The organism is Sporosarcina sp. FA9 (genome assembly GCF_051550205.1).
In the GTDB taxonomy this organism is placed as follows: domain Bacteria; phylum Bacillota; class Bacilli; order Bacillales_A; family Planococcaceae; genus Sporosarcina.
The window spans coordinates 3,150,636-3,175,876 of sequence record NZ_CP188819.1; the positions used below are offsets into that span (position 1 = coordinate 3,150,636).

Here is a 25,241-nt window from a genome sequence, read left to right on the forward strand (position 1 = left end):
TTTCACAATACTTGAATTTACCTAAACATAAAATCTCCAAATTCCTTCAAAGATTAGTTCCCTTTATATTAAGCGAACCCGTTATCAAAAGACAGTGTTCAAATCCACATTTATATTTCAAATGCCTTATAACTCCCTTCGTCATCAAAATCTTGAATTTGGACAACTTTATCCGAAAAGGGTTCTACTGAATCTAAGCTATCGCCTATTACTAGAGACAGTACATTGAACTCCTTTTCTTTTTTTTTCTTCATAAATGCCTCAAGAAACACGTTTTCTAAGCAATCTTCACCGTCCGTAACGAGAATTAAATCGGCTTGTTTAAACGCGCTTTCATTGATTGTATTCACGGCTTGAACTAAAGGAAGTGTGAAATCCGTGCCTCCGCCTAAGAATGTTTGAGCTAATGTGATCATATCCGAACTTTTTATACAGCCTTTTTCATATGTAAGAACTTGTGTACGAGTGGAGAATAAAATCAAACAAAAATTCCGCCTTTGTTTTTTTGCAATCGACATAAGCGCTAGCGTAAAACCTTTGGACTGGGCATCTAACGTATGCATACTCCCTGACTGATCCAAACAAAGTATAATGGGTCCCTTACCCAACACCTCACGTCCTTTTTGCTCATATTGCATCGTTTGACCATCTACATAACGACGTAGGAAATCCTTTTTTGTAAGGGGATGTATGTATAAACCCAATTCCATTGGCAACAATCTTTCAATATGATTCCCTAACGTAACGCCGCTCCTTTCCATTGAAGTACTGCGCTTAGTTTTTTGTCTTTTACGGGCGACCTGTTTAAAACGACCGGCCCAGTCTGCAATTTCTTTCATTTTTTCAGTAGATGCGATTTTTTCAGCTAGCGTAAGTTGGTCTCTTAAGGGAATCTTTTTGAGTTCTGCTTCACCACTCCCAGCACTGCAACCGCCAAACAAAGACTTTAAGCCTTCTTTCACATGCTTAGTCTCTTCTACAGCTAAAGCCAACTCTTGTGAAAAACTTTCACTATTGTCTTGAAGTATCTGTTTCAATTTTTCATTCAATTTCGTCGAAGCTTCTATTAATTTTCCCTTTAATTGTTCATTCATTTGTAGTTCCATTTGAAGTTGGGCCAGCTCTTTTTGAAAGTCTTCATCATTTAAAATTTGCTCTGTTAGCCATTGGTTCGTTTTCTCTCCCAATTTCACCGTACCAATTGCAGATGCCAAGTCATCCAATTTCGTAAAACTTCTGAAGTAGATATAGGATTCATCCGCCATAATTCTTTCTAATACTATTTTATTTACTTTAAGATCGCTGTCTACTTCATCTACCGTAATTTCAGGTTTCATCTTATATAATGAAGCCCAAATATCGGAAAGTAAGTGCTCAAACATTGGTAGGATACTTTGGCCTCTAATTCTTTGAAGGGCAGAAGACATCTCAAAGATTTCTTTAAAGCGTCTCTTGTCGAATGCATCTGTATTCAGCACGGAACGATTATCCTTGTGATGCCTATGCACCTTCACGGCGTACACTCCCTTTCGTATTTAAAAAAAGACGTTGGTAGACTGCCTCTTCCCGTTTTGTGCATCAAAATAATACGGATCTAAAATGCGGTCTAAAATTTCATGTTGCATCGAGGTCACTTTATCGATTAATCCATTGATGTCGTCTTTTCTACTCTGATTGTGAGTTTTAAGTTGATTCAAATCAGCTAATAAAGCTTTCATTTTTACATTCGCTTCCATTCCAGCTTCTGGTGAATGATCTTGCACCATGGAATAATAAACGTCCGTCGCCTCATTTTGTATGGTGTAAAGGCTTTGAGTAACAACATTTTGAGAGTGATTGCGAATCACGTTAGACACGGTACTTTTTTGGTCCACGGTTTCCCAAAGCGCATTTTCAAGGATTTCGATATCATCAACATTGACAACTTGCCTTTGGTTAAGCAATGCCTTCGCTTGCAACACACTTAAGGACTGCTTGAACCTTCGATCTGACGGCCGAATTCCTTCATCTCGCAACTCTACGCGAATCTTAGATAGGGCTTCGTATACTTCGTCGGGAATGATTACCTTATCCGTCAACAACTGAAATTGCGTCAATTCTTCCTTAGTGATGGACGGCATTTTCTGAGTTTGTCCAACGCCTTTCATCATAGAAACAAAGTTGGTTTCATCTGCGATAAAGTCAATTTCAAAGCGTAAAAGGAAACGATCGAATAACGCCTCAAGGCCTTCCCCTTCTTCGGGATATTCATTGGACGCACCGATTACAGACATCAAGGGAACTTGGACCGGCGAGCCATCATTATAAAAGAGTCTTTCATTAATTAGCGTCAATAAACTGTTTAGAATTGCAGAGTTCGCTTTAAAGATTTCATCCAAAAAAACAAGATGAGCTTCCGGCATTTTTGTCGCTGTAACTCTTTTGTATACACCCTTTTCAAGGTCTTTTAAAGACAGCGGACCAAACACTTCTTCGGGAGTACTGAACCGAGTGAGCAACCACTGAAAATACGCTGTTCCTTTTACAATCTTCGCCAACTCCACCGACAATGCTGATTTTGCAGTTCCCGCAGGACCAATCATCAACATATGTTGCCTGGAAAGAAGGGCCACAAGAATTCCTTCCACCTGTTTTTCACGTTCGTAAAATTTCGAATTGAGCGCATCTCTAATTTCTGTTAACTTCCCAAGATTCGTAGTTCTCATTTTTGGTTAACTCCCTCATATGAAATAAAAATGGCAAATTCCCTCATAATACAGTGTGTTTCAAAAGCAGTATTCTATTCCTTTTTCAGGGTGACAGTCCCCTGCGCAATTTGGACACTATTCAGACAGTTACCAACCAGGCTTTAAAATAGGAAAACCACGTATGCAATCGACGATGATTGCATACGTGGTTTTGTAAACCTTCTTTAATGAATGATTGTGCATTCTGCGTCAAAATGCTCCCGAACCGCCACCGCCGCCTCCGGTTCCTCCGCCAGAATAGGAACTTGAAGAGTCACTGGCTGCTGTATTCGTATTCGCACTTACAAAAGAAGAGTTCATCATGATTGGATTGAAATAGACAAAGCTCGAGTTTCCAAAGTTGGAACCTTCACGATTTGTTCGGTTTTCGGCTTCTGCAAATTCGGTGAACTGTTTGCCAAAGCTTTTGTCTCCACAACCGATTGCATACGCATATGAACGGAACTTGTCATCTGTAGATAAACGTTTCCATTCATCGAGGTCAAGATCACGAAACGCCTCTTTAAACTGACGCCATTCTTGGAATATACGATGTCCCTCTTTGTTTCTAGGTTTGTAAAAGGCCGCAAATGATAAACCACCAATCACCAGGACAATCGTGATCGCCATATACATAAATAGTTCATAAATTCCAAACTGTATCGTGACAACAATCATTGCCGTACTCAACAGTGCAATAATCCATCTCAACCCAACTTTTTGATCATATAGCTCTTTTGACTTTATTTCCTCTACTAATCCCTCACGCCATTTTAACAGGGCTGTATTATACGATTCATGATTCTTCTTATTCTTCGTATACACTTCCAAATCCTTAATTTTGAAGACTTCATCTTTTCCGATATAACCAAACAATAACTTAATCAATCTCTCTTCATGAGGATGATCAACATCCCGGTCTAGACATTCGAATTCATCGTCCGACAATTGCTTTACATACCCTTTTCGAACGAGATCAAGTAAAGCAGCAGACGTCGCCTCCGGACTGAAACCGTTACCGGTCGTATAATGGATTGTTGCCGGCATACTCATTTCCCCTACCGGAACTAAAAATCCATCTTCCATACCTTTCGCGTCGCTCTTTTTCCGACGTGATGAAATCGTTCCCCATCCGATTAAACCAAGAAGAAACACTCCGAATCCAGCCATTAGAGGGAAGCCATAGTTTGCTGTATTCACACGTCCTACAATAAATGCCGCTTCCTTGTCCGCCATTTTCGTTTCTTCTGCAATCAGTTCATCGCGAATGGTTCCTTTAAGAGCCGTCGCGTCTGGAAATAATTCCGGTTCGTATACAACGCGCACATCACCGTTTTTACCCGACGGAACATATCCAACCGCAAAAGTTACCATTCCTTCTGAATTAATCGACCCTTTTTTATAGGCAGCATCGTAACCAAGGTACTGCACTTCTTTTGCTGGTGAAGGAGGAAACACTTCAATTGTCATAGTTTCATAGTCCGTTTCATTTCGTTTATCAAAAAATGGCCAGTCAAACTCAGCACCATCTTCATATTTCAGCACCGCATTCACAACTTGGTAATGCATTTCAACTACAACTGTTTCTTTTTTGCCCGTTCTGAAAATCTTATATTCTCCCTTTTTCTGTTCCACTTCAAGAGATTCACCATTTTCATAAGCCTTAAAATCTGCAATGGCCGACCCTTTTTTGGCAATCAACGTACGTATAATTCCTTTAAATTTACTATCAAAGACATATGTATGCTTTTCAATAACAGCCGCATCCCCGTTCGGTTGCAACTCCGCAGTAATCATCACTTCTGATATTTCAAAATCCATAGCGAATGCAGATGTCGGAAATAGCACGGTAATTAGAAATAGAAACACAATCATTATTTTCTTCATTACGGTCACTCCTTTATATACTTACGGAAATGCGACCAAAAAAGTTTCATCTTTGGGAATCTATATGTCTTTTGTGATCATTCGGGCGATGGTTTCTTCATCGTAGTCGATGTTGTCGAGGATTTCTGAGTTTTCCTCGGCACTTACTTTACATTCAGATATTGCCCAAAATACACAGTACGCAAGTCCCTGCATATCCGTTTCAATCGCTAACTGCAGAATTTCTCCCACTGTACTCATATTCATGCCCTCCTTTCTATTTACCAATTAATTGCATGGAGTATCCCAGTTTCTTTCACATAACCGACTGTTGCTGTAACAAAATTGCTTCAATCAACCCAATTAACAGTACAAGTGACGGATTATTTGAAATGTAATTAAATAGACCCCAATTTCCACATCCGCTTCAAAATAAAAAAACCTATGAAATCAATAAAAATTTCATGAGTGTTTTTATAACAGTCTTTTATTTGTTTACTCTTTTAAATCATTGACACATTCCTAAAATACACGTACACTGTTAAAAGGTTTAATGGTTAAAATATATACTGATTAAAGTAATTAGAAAGAAGGGTATTAATGGATCGACTAGAACAATTTCGTGAGTTTGAAATTCTTTTCTGGCAGTTATCTAGAAAAACGGAATATCTATGGAAAGATATATATGCGAAAACCTTTCCAGGTTCACAATCGCGGATTATGTATTTGCTTGAACAAAATGGCCCTATGAAAATGTCCGAGTTCGCAAGCGCTTTGCATATCACTGCTGGGGCTGTCACAACTGCTTCAAATCTATTAATTGAAAATGGCTACATTTCTCGATTACGAAACGAAACAGATCGTCGGGTCGTCCGCTTAGAATTGACGGGCAAAGGTAGGGAAACACTTAATGCACTAAAAAGCGAAGGTAAAGAGATGATGAACTTAGTATTCAAGGACATCTCCGATTCTGACTTGAATACGCTACGTACAATTTTTAAACAAGCTACTATCAATATCGATACTATGTAAAAAGCAGATTCACATAGTATCCGTTTAACTAATTTAATATTATAAAAGGGAAGCGATTACGATTAACAAAATGCTCAAACCAACAATTTTATCCATTGGGATGGCGACAGTAATGGCTGGTGCTGCAATTTCTCCTGTACTAGCACTCATTGCTAAAGCCTTTCCAGAGGCAAGTCCAACGATGATTAAACTCATCTTAACCGCCCCCTCTATAATGATTATTCCATTTTCATTTCTATCCAGCTATTTGACCTCTAAGCTAACGAAGAGAACAATTATTTTGATTGGATTGGTCATTTACTTAATCGGTGGGATTGGTCCCCAGTTCGTACCAACGATTGAATTATTATTACTCTTTCGTTTAATTTTAGGTGCAGGTGTTGGACTTGTTATGCCTCTATCTATGTCACTTATCAATGACTATTATGTAGGTAGGAAACGAACGAAAATGATGGGCTACAACTCTGCCTTTAGTAATTTAGGAGGAATCTTGACGATGTTACTTGCCGGTTGGCTTGCGACATTTGGCTGGCGCGTTCCTTTTAATGTGTACTTTTTAGGACTCTTCATCTTTATACTAGTCTTCTTCTTTTTACCTAAAGGTGAACTACAAAAACCAAAAAAGAATGAGAAGAAATCGAGGCTACCTTTAGCTGTTTTCGGCTTTGCACTTGCAATGGGCGGGATTATGTTAGCCTATTATTCAATTGCAACAAACATCGCAATCTACTTAGAACAAAGTGAGTTGGGTGGAACAGCACTTGCCGGTACAGTCATATCTTTCACGACTGTTGGTGGTATGATTACGAGCTTATTACTCGTTCAAATTGAATTGACTCTTAAAAATTACGCCATACCCATCATGCTTTCAGGGATGGGTGTTGCTTTTCTTTTATTAACATTTACATATAGTGTTCCAATCGTTATGTTAAGTGTTTGTCTAATCGGATTTGGCCAAGGTTCTTTATTTCCTATTCTTGTCTTAAAAGCCCTTGATAGCGTACCGTTCCATCAAGCGGACCAGGCGATTGCTGTGACGTCCAGTTTTATATTTTTAGGCCAATTTTTATCGCCAATTGTGCTGGACGGAATTGGGAAACTTGCAAACCAGGACAGCATTCGCTTCCAATACGGTGCACTTTCCGTTACGATTTTAATCATCGTTATAATCAGTACTTGGACGATAGTACGGAACAATAAACAAACACCTTCCCTAACTTAAGGACAAGTTTTATTGGGTTGTAAACGTATTATTTCATAAAATAAAAGCCTGATTCCTTCTACTTTTCAGTAAGGAATTAGGCTTTTGTTTCTTCTATATTCTGCATTTTAAATACTCTATTGTTGCAACCATCATTTTTGTCGACTTGAATGTATGAAGTATTCTATATAACAAACATCCTGGTCTTCTGAGAACGAATAATAAACAATAAATTTATCTATGATAATCTTATAGCTACCTTTCCATTCCTCTTTTTTCACCGGAATGCTTGTGCCTAGAAGCAAAACTTTTTCCTGAATATTTTTGAGTAAGTGTTTTTTATATTCCTTAGTTTCAGATGATGTGTAATAATCGCTACGTATATTGCGAAAACCTTCTAATGCTTGTTCAGTCCACTCCAACTTCATTTAGAGTTCTCCCTGGTCAATCATTTCAACTACTTCATTTGTTGTGTAGGTTCTACCATTCATTATGTCCATTTTTGCTTGACCTAATTTCTGTTTTAACTCTTGATTAGCTTCCACATCTTCAGCTACCGTTGTTTCCGGTTTTTCAATTAAAGATAAGTAATACTTCTTTCCATCTATTTCAACAAGTGAATCTCCATCAGAAATAATTTCTCTCATCACTTCTGCTATATGACCTTCAATCTTCTTCATATATTAAGTCCTCCTTGAAGCTGTATTTGAACTGAAATCTTATCCTAATTATACAACAAATGAAGTGGGTTATCGAAATGATTAGGATTTCGATGTAAGCTGATTGCGTAAAATTGTGCCCATTTGCTTAGTAACTGTCTTGAAACTATAATAATTTCCAATTAAGGTCTTTTACATCTTTCTCATTCGGTTTCCTTATAAACTCAATACCATCTTTTTCAAACAGGTACCTAAAACAAGCACCTATGCTCTTCTTCTTAAAAAGACACTACGACCATTCTCTAGAATGTTTTGTATTATAGAAAACCAAACATTATGGTTTGGGTTTGGAGATTTAGATGTTCCGATTCTTGCTAACTGCTGTTCATACCAACCGATTTCTAACAAGGAAGCACTCTTATCTATTCGTTTAATCCCCGTTTTGATTGGTTTTGCTTGAACGGTTTCATAATTACCATTAAAGATTCTATTTGCCAAATCTGGCACTAAAGCAAAAGGCCTTGCAATTCCAACCATATCAATTTCTCCGTTCGCAACAGCTTCTTCCATCCCTTTTTGAGAACGAAAGCCGCCTGTAACTACGATTGGAGTAGATATTAATTTCTGAGCCTTTTTTGCGTAGTCTATAAAATACGCTTCTCGTTTTTTTGTTGTTTCTTTTACATTTGCACCCATCATTATCGGATTCTCGTAATTTCCCCCAGAAATTTCAATGAGATCGATCCCTATTTCGGACATTTTCTGGAGAACTTCCATGGACTCGTCTTCAGTGAATCCACCTTTTTGGAAATCAGCAGAGTTCAGTTTAATACCGATTGGAAATGATTTCCCAACTTGTTTCCGAATTTCATTATATGTTTCTTCCAAAAACCTCATTCGATTCGCCAAGGTCCCTCCCCATTCATCTGTACGTTGATTGTGGATAGGAGATAAAAACTGGCTAACAAGGTATCCGTGCGCTGCATGAATTTGAACACCTGAAAAGCCTGCTTTTTTCGCAATTCTTGCCGCTTCTCCAAATCGGTTAATCAGATCTTCAATTTCGGACTCCTTAAGAGCACGCGGTTCGTTAAAGAATCGTTTTAAACCTCCAGTAAGAGGAACCGCGCTTGGTGCTACAGGTTCTTTTGAAATCATTTTAGGAGATTGCTTTCCTGGATGGTTAAGTTGCATCCAAAGGTGAGTTCCATTGTCAGTTCCAGCTTTCGCCCATTCCATTAACATCTCTATATCACGTTCATCTTCTATAGTAACGTTATTCGGCTCTCCTAAGGCATTTCGATCTATCATAACGTTACCTGTCATGACAATACCCGCACCCCCTTCAGCCCAGGTTTTATATAAAGTAACCAGTGATTGACTCGGATTTTGATGAGTCGTTCCCAACGCTTCACTCATCGCAGATTTAAAAATCCTATTCTTAATGATTGTTCCATTAGGAAGTTGAAGTGAATTCCCCAAAACGGACTTTGATTGATTCATTTTTAGTCTGTCTCCTTACTTTTTCAAAAAACGTAGAAAACCCGTCATGCTCAATGGGCAATAATTTCATCATTCTATCTCATTATTTTTAGTGAAGCCGATTTTATAAAAAATCTTTCCACTCCTCAGTAAATATAAACCCAATAACAAATTAATAACTGTTGAAACAAGGTTTATAGAAATGAAGTTTAGTTGATTGCTTGTTCCGATTACTTTAGCTGATGAAATAAAGAGTACATTGGATAAAAGTTGAAATGCTGTTGGAATGGAATAGATGATTAAAACCAACCCCGCCAACTTCATAAACAACATAAAAGATTGACCAATACCCTTTTCATTTTTTTCATTCCAGTCACGAAAAGCGAATTGAATTAAAGCTTCTCCACTTTTAAGCAGATAAACCCCAATACTCAAAAGCACGATGGGATAGACCACTTGAAAAATTAGAGATATACGATAATTACTCAAATCGTTCGCCGGCATCATATCCGGTTGATTATAAACATAGAGAAATTGAAAAGCTACTGGAGCAATCTGAACAAAACTCCAAACGATTGTTAACACACCGATTATTTTCAAACTAGCTACAAAAAAGCTTTTAGGCTGAAACACATGGCAACCCTCCCTGAATTAGTTTATTCGGACTGATTGAAATACAGATCTTATTCATTGATTGCACGCTTTAGCTGTAAAAACTTTACCTATTTTACATGCCATTCTCTTAAATGACATCTTTACTTGTCTACCATTCAAATATACTTTCGCTACCCCTTAATTTTATTAGCTTTAACGATAAGTTTTCGTTAATTTTATGCGGGAGCAATTCAATATCTCCAATTGGTTTATATCGTAGCTACTCAGACATAGATTCCTGATACCAAAATCGCACCTTTTGCTATAAGCTGTTCAGCCTATAAATCTTGAGATAATCGAATCATATCTCTGCACCAAATACCGTTCTCAAAGATTTTCCCGGAATAATGCCTAACGAAAAAGTTCGGATCTACTCCTATTATTCTAAATCCGCATTGTTGGTAAAGAACAAGTTGCCCTACGCTTGAATTCCCGGTACCAATTTCAATTGTCTTGTAACCTTTTATCTTAGCTACACTTATTGCATTCAACACCAAACTTTTGCCTATACCTCTACCACGTAGACCTTCGACGACCGCAACATTCACAAGCTCTACCGTCTCAGGTCTTGTAGGAAGTAATACATAAACCCCTATAGTTTGTTGTTCGATTTCAGCAATAAAACATTCGCCCCTCTGGACATACTCTTCAACAATTTCTCTTGCTGGGTCTGCCAATAACAATAACTCCATTGGAAGTTGTTCGCCCTCGTTTAGTTTCCTGATTTTCTTTTTCATCTATTAAAGTTCCTTCCAATTTTTCTATTTATGCTACACAATCAGGACTCGATCTAGGCAAAATGTTTCTCCAACACGCGCACCTGATTATCGCAATATTACACCGTTAAACGCATTCGAACTGTTTTCAGAATATGACCATCAAAGTTATCATCGTATTCTTTAATTGTCTTAAATCCTTTTGCTTCATAAAAAGTTCTTCCAACGACATTTTCTTTTTCAACATTAATATAAATTTCTTTAATATCTTCTAATCTCTTAATTCCTTTTTCTAGTAAAGCAGTGCCTATCCCCTTACCTTGGCAGTGTGGATAAAGATAGATAGCACTTAATTCCGATTGCCATGCATCGTTTACTGGCGTGAAATTGGCGAATCCTACGACTTCATTTTCCATTTCAGCTACAAAAAGAAATGAGCCTTTTAATCTTTTTCCCATCATTTCATCACTATAGGCAGAGTTCAAAAACTTTTCCTGTACACTATGTGGAATTATCCCGTCATAGGTTGCATTCCAGCTCCTTTTTGCCACATCTTGCACCTTTTCAATATCTTCTTTTATCATTGTACGAATAATAAAACTCACTTTTTTATCTCCTTTTATTTAATAAAATGGACCGGATTGCAGTTCAGTCCTCACACAACCATTGCCCGAGATTGTCGAGATTTCTTTACTAAATAATTTAACCCGAATCTTCTTTTGTCTCAGAAAAATTCGGGTTAAACGTCTATACGATTATGCTTTTATTATCTTAATTCTATAACTCAAGCATTCTGACAAAGGTACAGTTACATTAAACTTCCAGTTCTTGAAATCCATTGCTCCTCCGGGATAATATGCAGTTATTATTAAATTGGCTCTTTCACATAAGTCATAGATTTCATCTGGTAAATAACAAGCTAATGATTGTGTGTGTTTCTCTTTTGGATCATCATCTTTCCACCATGTATCTGTCATTCGGTCTAGAGTTTCATCGTATCCATAAATTCTCGTAACATTCGAATTAGGATAAGGCATCATCAGTTCACCACTTACTTTTTTCCAGTAATTTGGTTGATAAATATCAATTAAAGCGACACCGTCATCGTTAAGCCAGTTATGAATTCTATTAAGCAATGATAATTGTTCTTTATCAGACCCAACCCCAAAACCATCCATATATAAGATTGTATCGAACGTATTATTTATATCAATATCGTAAAAACTACCACATAGTGAAGTTACATTTTGTGTCTCAAATTGCTTTGCGAATTCTACCATTTTAGGTACTAACTCAACTGTTGTAATGTTTTTACTAAGCACTGAGAGACCGCGGGATAATGAACCGTTTCCAGCACCAAGCTCTAAAACCGTTACAAAATCTTTCCCCACTTGCTCCACAATCTCTTCCACAAATTCTAAGGGAATGGTCGATAAATCTACTGCATCTTTGGACATTTCAAATTGTTTTTGATAGAAATTTTGGGCTTCTACTTCATTCATTTTAACATTCCTCCTGTAAAGTTTTTAATCTTTTACAGGAAAATCACTAAGTTTAACATCCCCACAAATGAGTCCCCCTAACAGTAATTAAAACAATAATGCCTATCAAGCCTTCTTAGTAACAATTACACTTGCACGCTTTAGCCTATACACAACCTCACTTTAACTGAATTATACAATAACCACAAGTTCTTCTTGAACTTATTGGTCCAATTATTCAATAAATACAAAAAAAATATCTGGATCGCATGTATTCTACTAAACGAACATGAAAGATGAAGATAATTTGAATCGTCACTTCCTCAAAATCTTCTCCATCGCTTTCCCTTTTGCCAGCTCATCAATCAGCTTATCCAAATAGCGAATTTCCCGCATCACCGGTTCTTCAATGTCTTCTACTCGAACTCCGCAGATGACGCCTTTAATTAAATCCCGTGAAGCGTTCATTTCCAGTGCTTCTGCAAAAAAAGTTTCGAAGTCCGTCTGTTTTTCCAGTACTTTTTCTAACTCATTCTGGCTATATCCCGTCAACCAATGGATGATTTCATCAACCTCTTTTTTCGTACGCCCTTTTTTCTCCACCTTCGTAATATAAAGCGGGTAGACTTTGGCAAAACTCATTGTATAAATCTTATGTTTGACCATGATACAACCTCCTTTATTTATTCCATCGATTGTTTCTTTAAATGAAATGGAAATCTCATCGATATTATTTCAGCAGCAATTAGTATATTCAGTGGTATATCGGTAGTTCTGTGATTAGTACTTCTCCTATACCTCGAAAACAATGGTTTTTTCATTTTCCAACTATCTATTTAACATAACAGCGTACCTAACACTCAATTCCACACCCAATGGTTGAGTAGCAAAAATGAGAATCTTTAGTTCATACACAAATAATCACCATCTCAAAATGTACCGATTAATGCGTAACGCTTATTCCACAACAGCAACTTTTTTTTGAGTAACCTTTTCAAAACTCTTTATTCACTATACCGAGCCTTTAAATTCATCTTCTAATTCCTTTTCAATTTCATCATCACTAACCGAAATAATTTCATCTTTAACCCCATACCTCGTTTTTATCAACTTACCAATCTCTGACCTGTTAATTCCATCCTTTACTGCTGTAAAGATTACTACGTACAAAACAAATAAACCTACAATCCATAGTAAAATAGTTCCCCATACCATTTATATTCCCCCATGTAAGTTATTTCTTTAAAACCATTTGAAGTCCCGTTTGCGGAATTACTACATCTTCCCAAACTAGATCTCCCCTCCGAATATTGCAAAGAGGAATACAACATATAAAACACCTTATGCAATGGAAATTAACGCGATATATTTAATAAACCCTTTTTCCTTTTTTAAAAAAGCGAAAGTTCCAAGTGTTACACCTGTTAAATAGTTAATGCTACTAGTATTAATGGATTAACTTTAACTTTTGCACCTACATATTCTCCTTTTTTTCTGTTAAATAATTGCTCCGATTGTGATATAGACGCAATCACTTATAAAGGAATCGCACCCAAATCTGGAATAGTGTTAAACCCGTTAATTTGCGTTCCAGACGGACGCTTTCCCGAGGGCGTGGCTTTAGACTGCCTTCCACTCCAATTAACTAAGTGTATGCCTCTCTAATTCTAAACAGAAAACAGCACTTCCTAATGCGGTATAAGCACCCTATTGCTTACTATTTTAAAGTTCTTTATATTTATTTTGTACCTGAACAAGTACATATTTTCCAGTCCACATTTGAGTAGTGACAATTAACTTTTCTTCTTCTTTTTCAAAGAACAGGCCCGCACCCATCTTGTCTTTAAAATCCCAGCCGTTTGAACCAATCATTTGTTTAATGATTTCATCTGCTATTAAAACGTTATCTTTATTTTCGTTTCTAGTGATATACCAAGTGGAATCATCGTCTGTTGCAATCTCTACTATCTTTTCATCAGACTTCTTTAGTTTTTCGATTACTTCTTTTGCGGATAGATTATCAATCGGCAGAGAAGGATAGTATGATTTATTTACAAATATAAACACAACTACAATGACTACAATTATACCCAAGATAATTCCAATTCGTTTCACACATTATCCCCCTCGCACTTCAAATTTTCATTATATCTTCTGGATAACTTGGTCCGATTTGGGCACAGATTTGTTCGATTATTGCATCCAATTGCGGTATATTCTACTCAATATCTGGTATAGGATTTCCCTCTTCGTCAATCTGGTACAGCCCGCCACCGAAATTCCATCCTCTTTCTTCACTAACTTCAATAAAAGCATTCGAAAAATCTTCTCCAATTGTTGCGTAAACACTTCCATATATTACACATATGTTTGGACTGCGACATTATTCTGTCGCTTGTACTAATTTATTTTCAACTACCTTCAATACAGGACTTTCAAATGCTTTAGCCATATATTCGTAAGTTTCCTTTAAATCATCTAATGTTTCGGAAACAAGTAAATTATGGCTTTCTGCCCAAGCATAAGGGTCATGGTTTTCATCATAGTGAACTTCACATACCTCAAAGCAAGGTTCATTTTGTTTATTGTTAAACATCAAAACTCTATAATTCCAATACATAATAATCACCTTCCTGCTACGCCTTATGTTTAAATGCGATATGAAAACTCCCATCTTTATCTTTAACTAATAATCTGGCCCGTTACAGGAATAGTTGATCTTCCACAACTGCACCCATTTCTGGAATAAGCATTCATTCCGTTATAGATGCGTAATTCAGTATATCTTGATATAGTTCATGCCAGTCACGGTAGTAATCAGAAACTTCCTTAGGGTCTATAAAAAGTCTTTTCGAAGCTTCATACTCCCCTGCAAAACTATGTAATTTCTCAACGTCCATACGATAAAATAACTGATACCCGATTATCGGATATGGACTGTCTTCATTCCAATTTGGGTTTTCATTATGGTCAACTACAATATAGCCAAGAAAATGACATTCTCCTTCAACGTAACCTTCTTCCATGACTTCACGTTTCAAACATTCCACTGGAGTTTCATTTAATTCGATGTGGCCTCCTGGAAAGTCCCAGCCCCTATGATTTAGATTAACCAATAACAACTTATTCTTATGAAAGCAAAATCCATGAACGCTTGTAATTAAATTATATTGCGGACATTGGCTTTCGGGTTTCCAAGTTAGTTTTACTTTTGCTTCTCCCCAATTCACATAGGTTGTTGTCATATACGTTCCCCCCCATACTCATTAAAGTGGCCCGCTTGAGGAGCAGCTCTTATTCCAGAAGTGCACCCGTTTCCAGAATGAAATTCCTTATTGCGATTCTTCAATTAACCTTTCTCACATCCGAGTTCGTATGAAATTTAAATTTCACAAATCAAATAAGAAGAATAATAAAAATATATTTATCGTAGCTAATATCAATAAAACATAGCCGGTTTTCTTACTCAATTCCTTTTTTGCAACTGGAATCATTTCAATTATTTTTAAAAACAACGAAATAAGTATTCCGATAATAATTATGTTAATTAGTAGTGGTATATCATAAACATAGCTATTTATTAACCTGACAATAATCACCGTTAAGGGGATTGACAAAGCTTTAAAATACTTTTCATACGTATCCATATTTCCCCTCCCTTATTGACCAATCTAAAAGAAACGGACACAATTTTTCTTACATAAACGCATCCGATTCCCTATCAAGATTTAGATTTCTGATATTCCAAATCTACTAGAGGTTTCCCTTCAGGATCAACCATAACAGTCAGTCCCAGACCATACCCTATCCCCTAGCGTGTGACATATACAGAATATCTGTTCCGTTATTTCGAGTAATTAGAAAGTGTTTAATCTTACCTTGCTTCTCAATAACTTCAAAACGATTGTAATTCATTATTTCATACCCCTTTGTTGTAAACCAAGTCTTACTCATTTCTGTAATATATCGCCACGACACATAAAAGAGCGAAAACCTTGTTACAGAATCGCATCTGTTACTAAAATAAAGATATTAGTTATTTCCTGATATTTTGCCGAAATGTGTCTCATTTCCATTATTAAAAGTTTTTATTACCTCATAATCTTCTTCCAAGTTGATTTTATTGAAAAGCTCATTTTTTAATGAAAGATTTGAGTAATCTGATGTTTCTTCACTTTTATATAATAACTTTAATGTTCCATTTTCCTCTTCAAAAACTAGTAGCACTTTTTGGAAAATAGTTATTATGAATGACTTTCTTCTTTTTGCTATAAAATTCATAAGCAAAATATCCAAATAACATACCTATTCAAGGTCCCCAAGTCATTGTAGATAATAAAGATAGTTCTACTACTGATACGTTCATAAGTTATGAAAGGTTTCACTTTTCCGAAGGTTCTGAACCCGCGGAACTATGTTTTGCCATTCCTATCGATTTTAATAAAAAAAATAAAGCACCGCAAAATGCGATGCTCAATGGCTAGTTATCATAATTTCAGGCCCATTCAATCATATCTCGTTTATTATAACCAAGGTAACCTACAATCATCATAGCAATACTAATTACAGTTATTGTACTGAAAATGAGTAGATCAAATTCCTTCATTGGCATTTTGGGAATCCAACTTTGAATGGCCGTCTTAAAAAACCAATCCGGTAAATCCAGAATACCGCCAAAATAGTTTAGTATAAAAGAGTAGCCGTGGTAAGCGTAAATCACCTTTCCTAGTTTCGGTGCCCATCCAAGAGCTAAAGAAGCTAGACCAATAAAGAAGAGTATCGATGGCAAGAAGTTGTAGCCAACTGAAAGAAAATCATATATATCCATCGTTGATATACTTTTTATTACTATTCATCTTTTAATTATATTTATTATTATTCAGCATTTCTTTTTTTTGTGTAAATTCTGCGTCTGTTAACTCACCTCTTGCATACCTTTCTTTTAAAATAGTCACTGCAGTATCGCTCGTTTCAACATCTGTTGGTACATATTTATTTTTCCGGACTAATTTATATAGTAAAAACAAAATGATTAACAAAAGAACGCCCATAATCGCAATCCAGAAAAAACTGTAATTGCCATAGTCCATCATGTGCTGGGGTCCTGGTCCATGTCGATATCCCATCTTATTCACTCCCTTACCTGTAATTATATACTAGTATTCAAAGACCGTTTTATCATTTCCCGACAATGATTGAACTTGCTTTAATGATAGCCAGAGCATAATCACCATTTTTCAAGTCTAAATCTTCCGTTGGGACAGGTCGATGACTAGTTTTCCCTGGGCATGGCGTGTCATCGTTTTATGAAGGGCATCCAATGCTTCTTCAAATGGATAGACCTTTTCAATGGTCAGTTGTATTTCGTTTGTTGCAATCTGATTCATCAGTTTCTCCAATTCATCTTTTATGTCTGCGTTATGCTGAAGCGTGCGCACAGATATATTTCGTTCGCCGGTCAGCTGATAGTCTGAAACAGGCACGACCACCCCGCCGTCCTTTACTACTACCATACTCGTTTCACCAGTACCTGGCTGAATGGCTAATGCCGCATCTACTCCGCCATCATTCCACTTCTTAACTTGGTCTTGCCAGTCAAAGTCGTGATAATCTACAGTAAAATCAGCTCCAAGCGAACGCATATACTCATGGTTTTTTAACGATGCAGAACTTGCCACTTGAACACCGAGCTGTTTTGCCAATTGAATCGCAAATGTCCCAATTGCTCCAGAAGCCCCGGCAATAAATAAAGTATCTCCTTGCTTTAAATCCAATTCATTAAATGCCTTTAGTACGGTATTACCTGCGACTGGAATCGCCGCGGCTGTGGTAAACGACATATCATCAGGTATTTTGATTAGTAAGGAGTCCGAAGATACAGCTGCATATTCAGCCCATGTACCGCCTTTTGCCTGCATCATACTAACGAAAGCAACCCGTTCCCCAACTCTAAATCCTTCCGTATCGCTCCCGACTTTTTCAATGACACCAGCAGCTTCAATGCCTATGGGATACGGGAATTCCATTACCTGTGGAAAAAAGTATCCATCATGAATTCCAACACCTATTGACTTAATCTGAACGAGAAACTCATCAGGCTGAATATACGGTATCGAAATTTCTTTTGTAGAAAAAGCAAAATCTGCTTCATTTTCTTTTACAATCGCTTTCATTGTCCCCATCTGTATGACTTCCCTTCCTTTAAAATTCTTTGTGTATATATCCTTACTTTCACAATGCATTATAGATATTTCTATGCATCAACTTTTGTTTTTAGTTCACAGGCTAAGTAAAACCCACATCACCAACAATGTCAAAAAGTCGTTTAATACATCGTATCCAAGCTCCATTATTCATGATAAAGCCCAAAAGAAGAGAACTTCCGAAAGTAATGGAAGTCCCCTTTCTTCTTTCTATTACAGCAGTCGGTTAGGATCTACTAAAGATTTACCCAGTAAGCGTTCTTTTTCCGTTTCGGGACTGAATTCTTCAAATTCATTTTCAAACACTTCAGGTTCACCAACAATACGATCTTCATTCAGTGCTGTATGTTCAGTTGCTTCCAGTTCTTCTTCCATCGTAGGAATATCTTCTACATCATTATGCACTGGTTGGCTTTCCATATTTACCTCGTCAAAAGAGACAGGCACTTCCATTATCTGCTGTTCTTCGACGATAGGTTTTCCGAAATTTACTTCGCCCGCTTGCACCCGTTCATTATTGCTTATCAATCGTTCTTCTTGCATACGCAGACGGTCTTCCTGCTCAATAGTGGCATCTATGTTGTCGTAAACGTTCGTCGTATTGTTCGAATAATCTACAGTTGAGTTTGAACCAACGTTCGCATCCAAATGTTCATTTACAATGCCCGGCTCATGATTATACGCTAAGTGATTATAATCACGGTCAACATACAACAAGATTCCGCCTCTTTTTACTTCATTATAATAATGGGCAGATTCTTCTTCTGTGAAGCCCATATTCGCAAACGCTGCTTTTACTGGTTCATCACCACTTAAAAAAGCCATGAATCGATCCATCCAGTTCCCTTCTGCCGACCTTAAATCAACACCCGTTCGTCCTCGAACCATCGAAAGCGATTCCGTATCACTTGTGACTACATAAATATCATTTTCTGAAAACCCCTGAACCCTTAACTCATCAATTTTATCCAATACCTCATGTTCTGATTGGTAAATGCCTATAACTTTTTTATCAGCCATTGTTAAATTTCCTCCTCATTTTTTTCCGTTTGTTTCTCTCTATTCAGTAAATACCCTTGTTAAAAGATTTGAAACCAATCGTTAGCCCTCCGTCAAGTCATCAAATGATTGAATGACGAAGGGATTACGATTTGCACTGCCATCAACATGCCAATAATTTATTCCTATTGTTATGTATTCCATAGTATTTTCGGCAGAAATCTCTGAATAAAAGTCCTCTTTATGTTAGAATGAAAGTATTAAAAACGAACATAACTTCATAACATACATTGAAAAGGAGGAAAACTTTTGGAAACGTTAAAAAGAATTCTAAGGCAAGTTTCTCTTTTCAAAGATTTATCGGACAATGAAATTGAACCTTTTTATGAGATTGCACGAAAGCAGAACTTTGCGGACAAAAGCATGGTGTTTATGCATGATACACCCGTAACCCATGTGTTCATTATCGCATCAGGAAAAATAAAAGTATTTAGAAATGACGTCATCGGAAAAGAACAAATTATTTGCGTCAAACAAAGTGGAGATTTGTTTCCACACGTTGGATTCTTTAGACCAGGTAATTATCCAGCACATGCACAAGCAATTGAAGACACGGTTTTATTCTCAATATCCATTACCGAATTTGAGAAAGTGCTCGTTGCTAACCCCCATTTATCCGTTAAGTTGCTTCGTGTTCTAGGAGATCGAATTGTAGAACTGCAACAAAGACTAGAAGAAATGTCGCTTCGCAGTACAAATGAACGCATCCTTCTTTTACTTCAACGGCTAAGCGTAACGCATAGCAGTGTACAGTCCGACGGGTGGATTAAATTAAATACCAAATTTACAAATGCGGATCTCGCCAATATGATTGGTACAACAAGAGAATCCGTAAATCGAATGATTTCCCAATTAAGAAAAGAAGGAACGCTTAAAGTGAAAGAGGGCCACTATATCATTTGCCCCAATAAAGTGAACGAAGATGTTTTCATTTAGAAGGTAGACTTCCCCAAACGATGCCAACTTCATCGTTTGGGGATTTTTTGTGCCTTGAATATTAGATTCTAAGCTTGTCCCTTTAAAACTAATTTCTAAAAACAAAGTGTTCATGAGTTCGTCACTTTTATTTAAACCATACTATCCCTTTCCCTAAACTCCACTATCAACCTTACAAACCTATATTCATAGCCACTTATAGATAATAAAATTCACATTAATATACACCTACGATTCTTAAAAACCTTATCCTCCATTTTCAGTGTGATTTATATCACATCGCTGAGAACCATTATCAACTATTCTCAAGGTAATAAGAAAAAAGGAGCTGAGCAAGATGGAAGCAAAAAAAACAAACAACGAAGAAAACCTTGAACTGGAAAACGTTTCATCGTTAAAAGGAACTATGTTTTCAGTTGGAGTTGTTGGAGCGGTCATCGTCATTATGTGGGCTTTACTTTTTGTAATTTACATGTATCGAGTATAGGGAGGGAAAAAACATGAAAATGCATCGACATGAAGAAATTTGGTTAATTATAAGCGTTAGCATTCTTGTACTATTTATGGTCGTTGTTGGGTATCAAACATTTGCTTTAGGCATGGGACCTCCCAGCCATAAGGAAACGATTGACCCTGAAAAAGTCGACCAAACTGCACCGTTTGATAATCCCGGCGTTTTTGATAGAGGAGATAATAAGTATGAAGTCATTATGACCCTCGCCGTATTTAGTTTTAACCCAGGGAATATCGAAGTTCCAGTGGGCTCGGAAGTAACATTTACAATGACATCAAAAGACGTAACGCACGGATTCCAAGTAGTAGGAACCAATTTAAACGCTATGGTCATGCCCGGTTACATTCAAAAGATCACGCAAAAGTTTGACAAACCTGGTGAATATCTAGTTCTCTGTAACGAATACTGCGGTATCGGTCACCAAATGATGAGTACAACAATTACTGTTAAATAAAGGAGGGGAGTACCATGAGTAAAAAAGTTTCTCAAACACTCAAAGAAAAGTCGAATCGAGCAATGGGTGTAAATGCAGCAGATGCAAAGTTAACAAAATCATTTATGGCGGTTGCATTTATCGCACTCTTGGTTGGTGGATTACTAGGGCTCTTGCAAGGGCTAGAACGTGCAGGACTCATTCAATTGCCTCATTGGTTTAACTATTATCAAGTATTGACAGCACACGGAATACTACTAGTCATCGTCTTAACAATGTTCTTCACAATCGGTTATTTCTACTCAGGATTATCTCACACATTAGGGGGGTTACTTCCTAAAGTACGAAAAATGGGTTGGATTGGATTCTGGATGCAAATTGTCGGTCTAATCATCGCAGTTATTCCAGTGTTAACGGGTAGGGCATCTATACTCTATACATTCTATCCACCAATGGCAGCCTCACCCGACTTTTACATCGGTCTAGCAATTCTCGTAATGGGTGTTTGGGTATGTACATTCGGTGCATTCATAAATATTGCTAACTGGAGAAAAATGAACAAAGGCAAGCATTTACCAATATTCGCTTTCTTCGCAATGGGTGTATTCACACTCATGTTCTTCGGAAGTATCGGCGTTACAATCGAAGTAATTACACTGATTTTCTGGTCTGCTGGTATCCTTCCAACGATTAACGTTATGGTTAGTCGTACACTGTTCTGGGCTTTCGGTCATACGCTTGTGAACATTTGGTATTTAACAGCTGTATCCGCATGGTACGTCATTGTACCGAAAATTATCGGCGGCAGACGTTTCAGTGATACATTAACTCGAGTTGTAATCGTTCTATTAGTCATCACTAACATTCCTGGAGGATTTCACCACCAAATTGTTGACCCCGGAATGACACAAACACTTAAGTTTTTACACACGTTCATGAGTTTGTCAATTGCATTTCCTTCATTAATGACAGCATTTGCCATGTTCTATGTTTTTGAGCGTACAGGGAGAAAACTTGGTGGAAAAGGGCTGTTCGGTTGGCTTAAAAAACTGCCATGGGGAGATGTTCGCTTCTTAGCACCAATGATTGCGATGATCGCCTTCATTCCCGCAGGAGCAGGTGGGATCGCACAAACAACAAACCAATTGAACCAAGTTGTTCATAATACAATGTGGGTTGTCGGTCACTTCCACTTAACAGTTGGAACATCCGTTATTCTTACATTCTTTGGTATCAGTTACTGGTTGATTCCACATCTTTCAAATCGAGTCTTAACACCGAAGATGAACAAAATTGGAGTAATACAAACAATTATTTGGACAGTCGGTATGATTTTCATGTCAGGGGCGATGCACTGGGTCGGACTACTCGGTTCACCGCGGAGAACTTCTTATACAACGTACGGAGATAACGCAACTGCACTCGGTTGGGATCCATACTTGATGTTCCTTGCAGTCGGTGGAACACTTCTAATAATCGGGGTACTCATCCAAGTATTCGCAGTGTTCAACATGATGTTCTTTGCACCAAAAGGAGTAACAGAGTTCCCAATTGCGGAACCAGAAGATCCCGAAGAAAAAACGCCTATGTGGACAGAACGTTGGGGCCTTTGGATCGTACTTATGCTAATCGTCGTATCGATGGGGTATGTCATCCCACTGGTCGATTTCATAGTCAACGCACCACCAGGTTCACCGCCATTTAAAACATGGTAAACAAATAATAAGTGAAGAGATAACCTTACACAATGGGTTGTCTCTTCCCCTTAAAGAAATAAATCGTAGGATGTGATTGATGTGCTTAAAAATCGTTATCAAACAATCGCTTTTCTCGCCGTTTTACTATTCGGTGCTGTGCTCTTTTACGTGGGAACGGATGGATTTACGGCATACACTGCCGAAACCGCGCGAGTGAATCAATTGATTGAAAATAAGCCTCAATTTCCAGAAGTTACGTTAGAAGATAGTTTGAATAATGAATATCGTTTCTCTGAATTCAAAGATCGCTATGTACTTATTACGTTCTTTTATACATCATGTACAACGGTTTGCCTCGAATTGGAATTGAACATGTCTATGGTGTTAGACTCTCTTCCAAAAGAGTATGTAGGTGAAGAGATTGTCTTTTTAAGCATCAGTTTTGATCCAGAACGAGATCATCCCGAACGATTGAACGAATACGCAGGCTATTTCAATGCCGATGAAGAAAATTGGCGTATGGCCCGAATTAATGATCCCGTAGAACTCAAAAATTTACTCGATGAATTCGGTGTCATTGTCATTCCAGATGATTACGGTAATATCGCACATAACTCCGCATTCTATTTAGTGGATAAAGAAGGCAGTCTTATCGATGTAATGGATTATAAAGAAGTCGATGAAGCATCTCAGAAAGTACGCAGCATTCTTGATAAGGAAGTGGGGAAAGAATCATGAAACAGTCACTTTACGGGCTTTTCTTATTCCTGTTCCTCATCCTCCCCCCCGTTGCCAACCTAGTGGAATCGATAATGATCATGCATATGCATGTGCAAATGCCACTGCTCCTTTTCTCAGGATTTCTAATGGCTCGAGGCTTACAATTGAAATTTCCAGGTTTTTTTGAAAAGTGGAACGGCAATGGAGTTCCAGGTATTACACTCTTCATCATCATATGGGTGTACTGGATGATTCCGCGTACGATGGACGAAGCACTTACCATTCATAGTGTAGAAATCTTCAAGTTCATTAGTCTCCCCTTCTTAGCAGGTATTCCTTTACGAGACAGCTGGAAAAAAATAAAAACCATCGGACAAAACAGTCTACTGATTGGGATGACCGTCTTATTTTTCGCACTGGGTTTCCTTTATGTATTAGCCCCAGTTCAGTTATGCAATAATTATTTACTCATTGAACAAATCACACTTGGTTGGGGTTTCCTGACGCTGGCCATCTGTTTTGTCATTTACCTGCTCTACTTTGCATTTTCAAGTCCACTAAACGAGGATACTGAAGAAAGTTAAATTAAAAAAACATGCTTCTTTAAAAAGCATGTTTTTTATATTTTGGGTGCCTACTACCCATTATAAGTGAAGTATTGACTTAGATTCACCCAATAATCGCCTGCGCCAAACGCTCGCAGTTTTTCTGATCGAAGAAATCAATATATTTCGAAGCCGTATTATAATAAGGATTCGTCGCTTTTTCATGTACGATAATTTCTTCCATCCACCCCACCACTTCATCGATGGTGTTTGCCTTATAACCATATAATTCCGTTTCCATATTTAAATAAGAACCTCGCTTTTCAAGGAATTCAGCTTGATCAAATGTGAAAAAAATAATCGGTTTATTCATATAGAGGAAGTCCCATGAAATACTGGAGTAATCGGTAAGCAGCATATCCGATTCAATGACTTTCTGACCGATGGATACTTCATCATGAGTGTAAAACTCCACTCTTCCCCCAGTGGTTTCTAAATCATTGAAATGATGTTCAAACTTTTTCATAAAAGGATGCAGTATTACTTTCAATTGCAATTTGTATGTTGACGCCAAATTCATCATTCTTCCATCATTCACAAGCTGAATGGTATTCCGAAAATAATCACTTTCAAGGAACTCTTCATCTGATAAATCAAAAAGCCACTCTCTCCATGTCAACATGACTAAAACTTTTTTCACTACGTCTGCAGATCTATCCGCAGGCAAACAATCAAATCTCGCCATCCCCGTAACAATCAGTTTATGCTTTGGAATGCCCCATTCGTTCAATTTTATTTCTTTTTCGTACTGTGAAGCACAATTAAAGTAATCGCATCTTTTAAGAAGAGGCACATCCTCCTTTTGAATTAATATTTTTTTGAAGCATTCAATGCCGTGACTAATGTGTATCATAATTGTGTTTCGATTGAGGAAAATATATTTATCAATTGCAGGAGCAATGTCATAAATGATTGAGTGGCCATGAATCGTATAGGCTGCTCTAAAAAAAAGTAAATAGTTACGGAAACTTCCGAGTGCTACGCCATTTGATATGCCTTGTTCTTGCACATAGGTTGTTTCGGGATCAAACATCCAATATACTTCCAATTGATTACTATAATGATCCGTCAAATACCGATGGAAAACTGATGCATTATCTTCGTATTTCTCTCCTAGATTTCCGCCAATTAAGACGATTTCTTTTTCCGGTTTCTTTACAATTAATTTCGAGATTACATAAGCTGCAGTTATCTTGAAAAACAATTTAATGGATTCAAATTTACTCTTCTTTTTTAATTCCACTCAACAACCATCTC

General features: G+C 37.3%; 32 protein-coding genes. 8 read left to right on the top strand and 24 right to left on the bottom strand.

Features of this window, described 5'->3' with window-relative positions; translation table 11 throughout:
• Positions 1–110: 110 nt before the first annotated feature.
• The 4 genes from ACP8HH_RS16000 to ACP8HH_RS16015 all read right to left on the bottom strand — a co-directional run bounded on the left by ACP8HH_RS16000 (position 111) and on the right by ACP8HH_RS16015 (position 4,853).
• A complete protein-coding gene (locus tag ACP8HH_RS16000) occupies positions 111–1,514 on the bottom strand; it encodes a VWA domain-containing protein (protein WP_438313000.1) in 1,404 nt (467 codons plus the stop codon).
• Between the two features lie 21 nt (positions 1,515–1,535).
• The gene (locus ACP8HH_RS16005; RefSeq protein WP_438313002.1) at positions 1,536–2,705 is read right to left on the bottom strand and encodes an AAA family ATPase; all 1,170 of its coding nucleotides are present in this window, start codon (positions 2,703–2,705) and stop codon (positions 1,536–1,538) included.
• A 231-nt stretch (positions 2,706–2,936) separates the two neighbouring features.
• Entirely contained in the window at positions 2,937–4,613 is a 1,677-nt protein-coding gene (locus ACP8HH_RS16010; protein ID WP_438313004.1) for a DUF2207 domain-containing protein, read from the bottom strand.
• A gap of 60 nt (positions 4,614–4,673) precedes the next feature.
• Positions 4,674–4,853, bottom strand: coding sequence for a hypothetical protein (locus tag ACP8HH_RS16015; RefSeq protein ID WP_438313006.1), 180 nt, complete (start codon positions 4,851–4,853; stop codon positions 4,674–4,676).
• A 339-nt stretch (positions 4,854–5,192) separates the two neighbouring features.
• Here ACP8HH_RS16015 and ACP8HH_RS16020 point away from each other — a divergent pair, with 339 nt between their 5' ends.
• Positions 5,193–5,624, top strand: a complete 432-nt coding sequence (locus ACP8HH_RS16020) for a MarR family transcriptional regulator (RefSeq protein WP_438313008.1) — start codon at positions 5,193–5,195, stop codon at positions 5,622–5,624.
• Positions 5,625–5,694: 70 nt separating this feature from the next.
• Complete coding sequence (locus tag ACP8HH_RS16025) at positions 5,695–6,846, top strand: MFS transporter (protein ID WP_438313009.1); 1,152 nt, start codon at positions 5,695–5,697, stop codon at positions 6,844–6,846.
• Positions 6,847–6,977: 131 nt separating this feature from the next.
• Here ACP8HH_RS16025 and ACP8HH_RS16030 read toward each other — a convergent pair whose 3' ends face one another.
• The 19 genes from ACP8HH_RS16030 to ACP8HH_RS16120 form a co-directional block, all read right to left on the bottom strand.
• Positions 6,978–7,253: a type II toxin-antitoxin system RelE/ParE family toxin gene (locus ACP8HH_RS16030; protein WP_438313010.1), complete on the bottom strand. Its 276-nt coding sequence runs from the start codon at positions 7,251–7,253 to the stop codon at positions 6,978–6,980.
• Complete coding sequence (locus tag ACP8HH_RS16035; protein ID WP_438313012.1) at positions 7,254–7,505, bottom strand: hypothetical protein; 252 nt, start codon at positions 7,503–7,505, stop codon at positions 7,254–7,256.
• A gap of 243 nt (positions 7,506–7,748) precedes the next feature.
• Complete coding sequence (locus tag ACP8HH_RS16040) at positions 7,749–8,987, bottom strand: NADH:flavin oxidoreductase/NADH oxidase family protein (RefSeq protein ID WP_438313013.1); 1,239 nt, start codon at positions 8,985–8,987, stop codon at positions 7,749–7,751.
• A 69-nt stretch (positions 8,988–9,056) separates the two neighbouring features.
• A complete protein-coding gene (locus ACP8HH_RS16045; protein WP_438313015.1) occupies positions 9,057–9,599 on the bottom strand; it encodes a hypothetical protein in 543 nt (180 codons plus the stop codon).
• Positions 9,600–9,898: 299 nt separating this feature from the next.
• Positions 9,899–10,357: a GNAT family N-acetyltransferase gene (locus ACP8HH_RS16050; RefSeq protein WP_438313017.1), complete on the bottom strand. Its 459-nt coding sequence runs from the start codon at positions 10,355–10,357 to the stop codon at positions 9,899–9,901.
• Positions 10,358–10,455: 98 nt separating this feature from the next.
• Positions 10,456–10,941 carry an N-acetyltransferase family protein gene (locus ACP8HH_RS16055; protein WP_438313019.1) on the bottom strand — a complete coding sequence of 162 codons (486 nt, stop codon included), beginning with the start codon at positions 10,939–10,941 and terminating at the stop codon, positions 10,456–10,458.
• A gap of 150 nt (positions 10,942–11,091) precedes the next feature.
• A complete protein-coding gene (locus ACP8HH_RS16060; RefSeq protein ID WP_438313021.1) occupies positions 11,092–11,838 on the bottom strand; it encodes a class I SAM-dependent methyltransferase in 747 nt (248 codons plus the stop codon).
• Positions 11,839–12,132: 294 nt separating this feature from the next.
• Positions 12,133–12,483 carry a DUF2200 domain-containing protein gene (locus ACP8HH_RS16065; RefSeq protein WP_438313022.1) on the bottom strand — a complete coding sequence of 117 codons (351 nt, stop codon included), beginning with the start codon at positions 12,481–12,483 and terminating at the stop codon, positions 12,133–12,135.
• A 345-nt stretch (positions 12,484–12,828) separates the two neighbouring features.
• On the bottom strand, positions 12,829–13,032 hold the full coding sequence (locus ACP8HH_RS16070; protein WP_438313024.1) for a hypothetical protein: 204 nt from the start codon (positions 13,030–13,032) through the stop codon (positions 12,829–12,831).
• Between the two features lie 507 nt (positions 13,033–13,539).
• Entirely contained in the window at positions 13,540–13,932 is a 393-nt protein-coding gene (locus ACP8HH_RS16075) for a hypothetical protein (protein WP_438313026.1), read from the bottom strand.
• A 268-nt stretch (positions 13,933–14,200) separates the two neighbouring features.
• The gene (locus tag ACP8HH_RS16080) at positions 14,201–14,437 is read right to left on the bottom strand and encodes a hypothetical protein (protein WP_438313027.1); all 237 of its coding nucleotides are present in this window, start codon (positions 14,435–14,437) and stop codon (positions 14,201–14,203) included.
• Between the two features lie 133 nt (positions 14,438–14,570).
• Positions 14,571–15,062 carry an NUDIX domain-containing protein gene (locus ACP8HH_RS16085; RefSeq protein ID WP_438313029.1) on the bottom strand — a complete coding sequence of 164 codons (492 nt, stop codon included), beginning with the start codon at positions 15,060–15,062 and terminating at the stop codon, positions 14,571–14,573.
• A gap of 144 nt (positions 15,063–15,206) precedes the next feature.
• Entirely contained in the window at positions 15,207–15,464 is a 258-nt protein-coding gene (locus ACP8HH_RS16090; RefSeq protein WP_438313031.1) for a hypothetical protein, read from the bottom strand.
• 74 nt (positions 15,465–15,538) lie between these two features.
• Positions 15,539–15,598 (bottom strand): hypothetical protein, encoded by a 60-nt coding sequence (locus tag ACP8HH_RS16095; protein ID WP_438319223.1) that lies wholly within the window; start codon positions 15,596–15,598, stop codon positions 15,539–15,541.
• A gap of 251 nt (positions 15,599–15,849) precedes the next feature.
• A complete protein-coding gene (locus tag ACP8HH_RS16100) occupies positions 15,850–16,098 on the bottom strand; it encodes a hypothetical protein (RefSeq protein WP_438313033.1) in 249 nt (82 codons plus the stop codon).
• 214 nt (positions 16,099–16,312) lie between these two features.
• Complete coding sequence (locus ACP8HH_RS16105; protein WP_438313035.1) at positions 16,313–16,645, bottom strand: hypothetical protein; 333 nt, start codon at positions 16,643–16,645, stop codon at positions 16,313–16,315.
• Positions 16,646–16,676: 31 nt separating this feature from the next.
• Positions 16,677–16,943, bottom strand: coding sequence for an SHOCT domain-containing protein (locus ACP8HH_RS16110; RefSeq protein WP_438313037.1), 267 nt, complete (start codon positions 16,941–16,943; stop codon positions 16,677–16,679).
• A 117-nt stretch (positions 16,944–17,060) separates the two neighbouring features.
• Entirely contained in the window at positions 17,061–17,999 is a 939-nt protein-coding gene (locus tag ACP8HH_RS16115) for a quinone oxidoreductase family protein (protein ID WP_438313038.1), read from the bottom strand.
• A gap of 234 nt (positions 18,000–18,233) precedes the next feature.
• On the bottom strand, positions 18,234–19,040 hold the full coding sequence (locus ACP8HH_RS16120) for a general stress protein (RefSeq protein ID WP_438313040.1): 807 nt from the start codon (positions 19,038–19,040) through the stop codon (positions 18,234–18,236).
• Positions 19,041–19,328: 288 nt separating this feature from the next.
• On the opposite strand from ACP8HH_RS16120, the gene ACP8HH_RS16125 reads away from it, so the two are divergent.
• The 6 genes from ACP8HH_RS16125 to ACP8HH_RS16150 all read left to right on the top strand — a co-directional run bounded on the left by ACP8HH_RS16125 (position 19,329) and on the right by ACP8HH_RS16150 (position 23,963).
• Positions 19,329–20,015: a Crp/Fnr family transcriptional regulator gene (locus tag ACP8HH_RS16125; RefSeq protein WP_438313042.1), complete on the top strand. Its 687-nt coding sequence runs from the start codon at positions 19,329–19,331 to the stop codon at positions 20,013–20,015.
• A 337-nt stretch (positions 20,016–20,352) separates the two neighbouring features.
• Positions 20,353–20,502, top strand: a complete 150-nt coding sequence (locus ACP8HH_RS16130; protein ID WP_438313044.1) for a cytochrome c oxidase subunit 2A — start codon at positions 20,353–20,355, stop codon at positions 20,500–20,502.
• Positions 20,503–20,515: 13 nt separating this feature from the next.
• Entirely contained in the window at positions 20,516–20,983 is a 468-nt protein-coding gene (locus ACP8HH_RS16135) for a cytochrome c oxidase subunit II (RefSeq protein WP_438313046.1), read from the top strand.
• A gap of 14 nt (positions 20,984–20,997) precedes the next feature.
• Positions 20,998–22,677 (top strand): cbb3-type cytochrome c oxidase subunit I, encoded by a 1,680-nt coding sequence (locus ACP8HH_RS16140; RefSeq protein ID WP_438313048.1) that lies wholly within the window; start codon positions 20,998–21,000, stop codon positions 22,675–22,677.
• A gap of 81 nt (positions 22,678–22,758) precedes the next feature.
• Entirely contained in the window at positions 22,759–23,397 is a 639-nt protein-coding gene (locus tag ACP8HH_RS16145; RefSeq protein ID WP_438313050.1) for an SCO family protein, read from the top strand.
• Entirely contained in the window at positions 23,394–23,963 is a 570-nt protein-coding gene (locus ACP8HH_RS16150; protein WP_438313052.1) for a hypothetical protein, read from the top strand. The genes ACP8HH_RS16145 and ACP8HH_RS16150 overlap by 4 nt, the downstream gene beginning before the upstream one ends.
• Positions 23,964–24,048: 85 nt before the next feature.
• On the opposite strand, the gene ACP8HH_RS16155 is transcribed toward ACP8HH_RS16150, so the two are convergent.
• Positions 24,049–25,227: a CDP-glycerol glycerophosphotransferase family protein gene (locus ACP8HH_RS16155; RefSeq protein ID WP_438313054.1), complete on the bottom strand. Its 1,179-nt coding sequence runs from the start codon at positions 25,225–25,227 to the stop codon at positions 24,049–24,051.
• Positions 25,228–25,241: the final 14 nt, after the last annotated feature.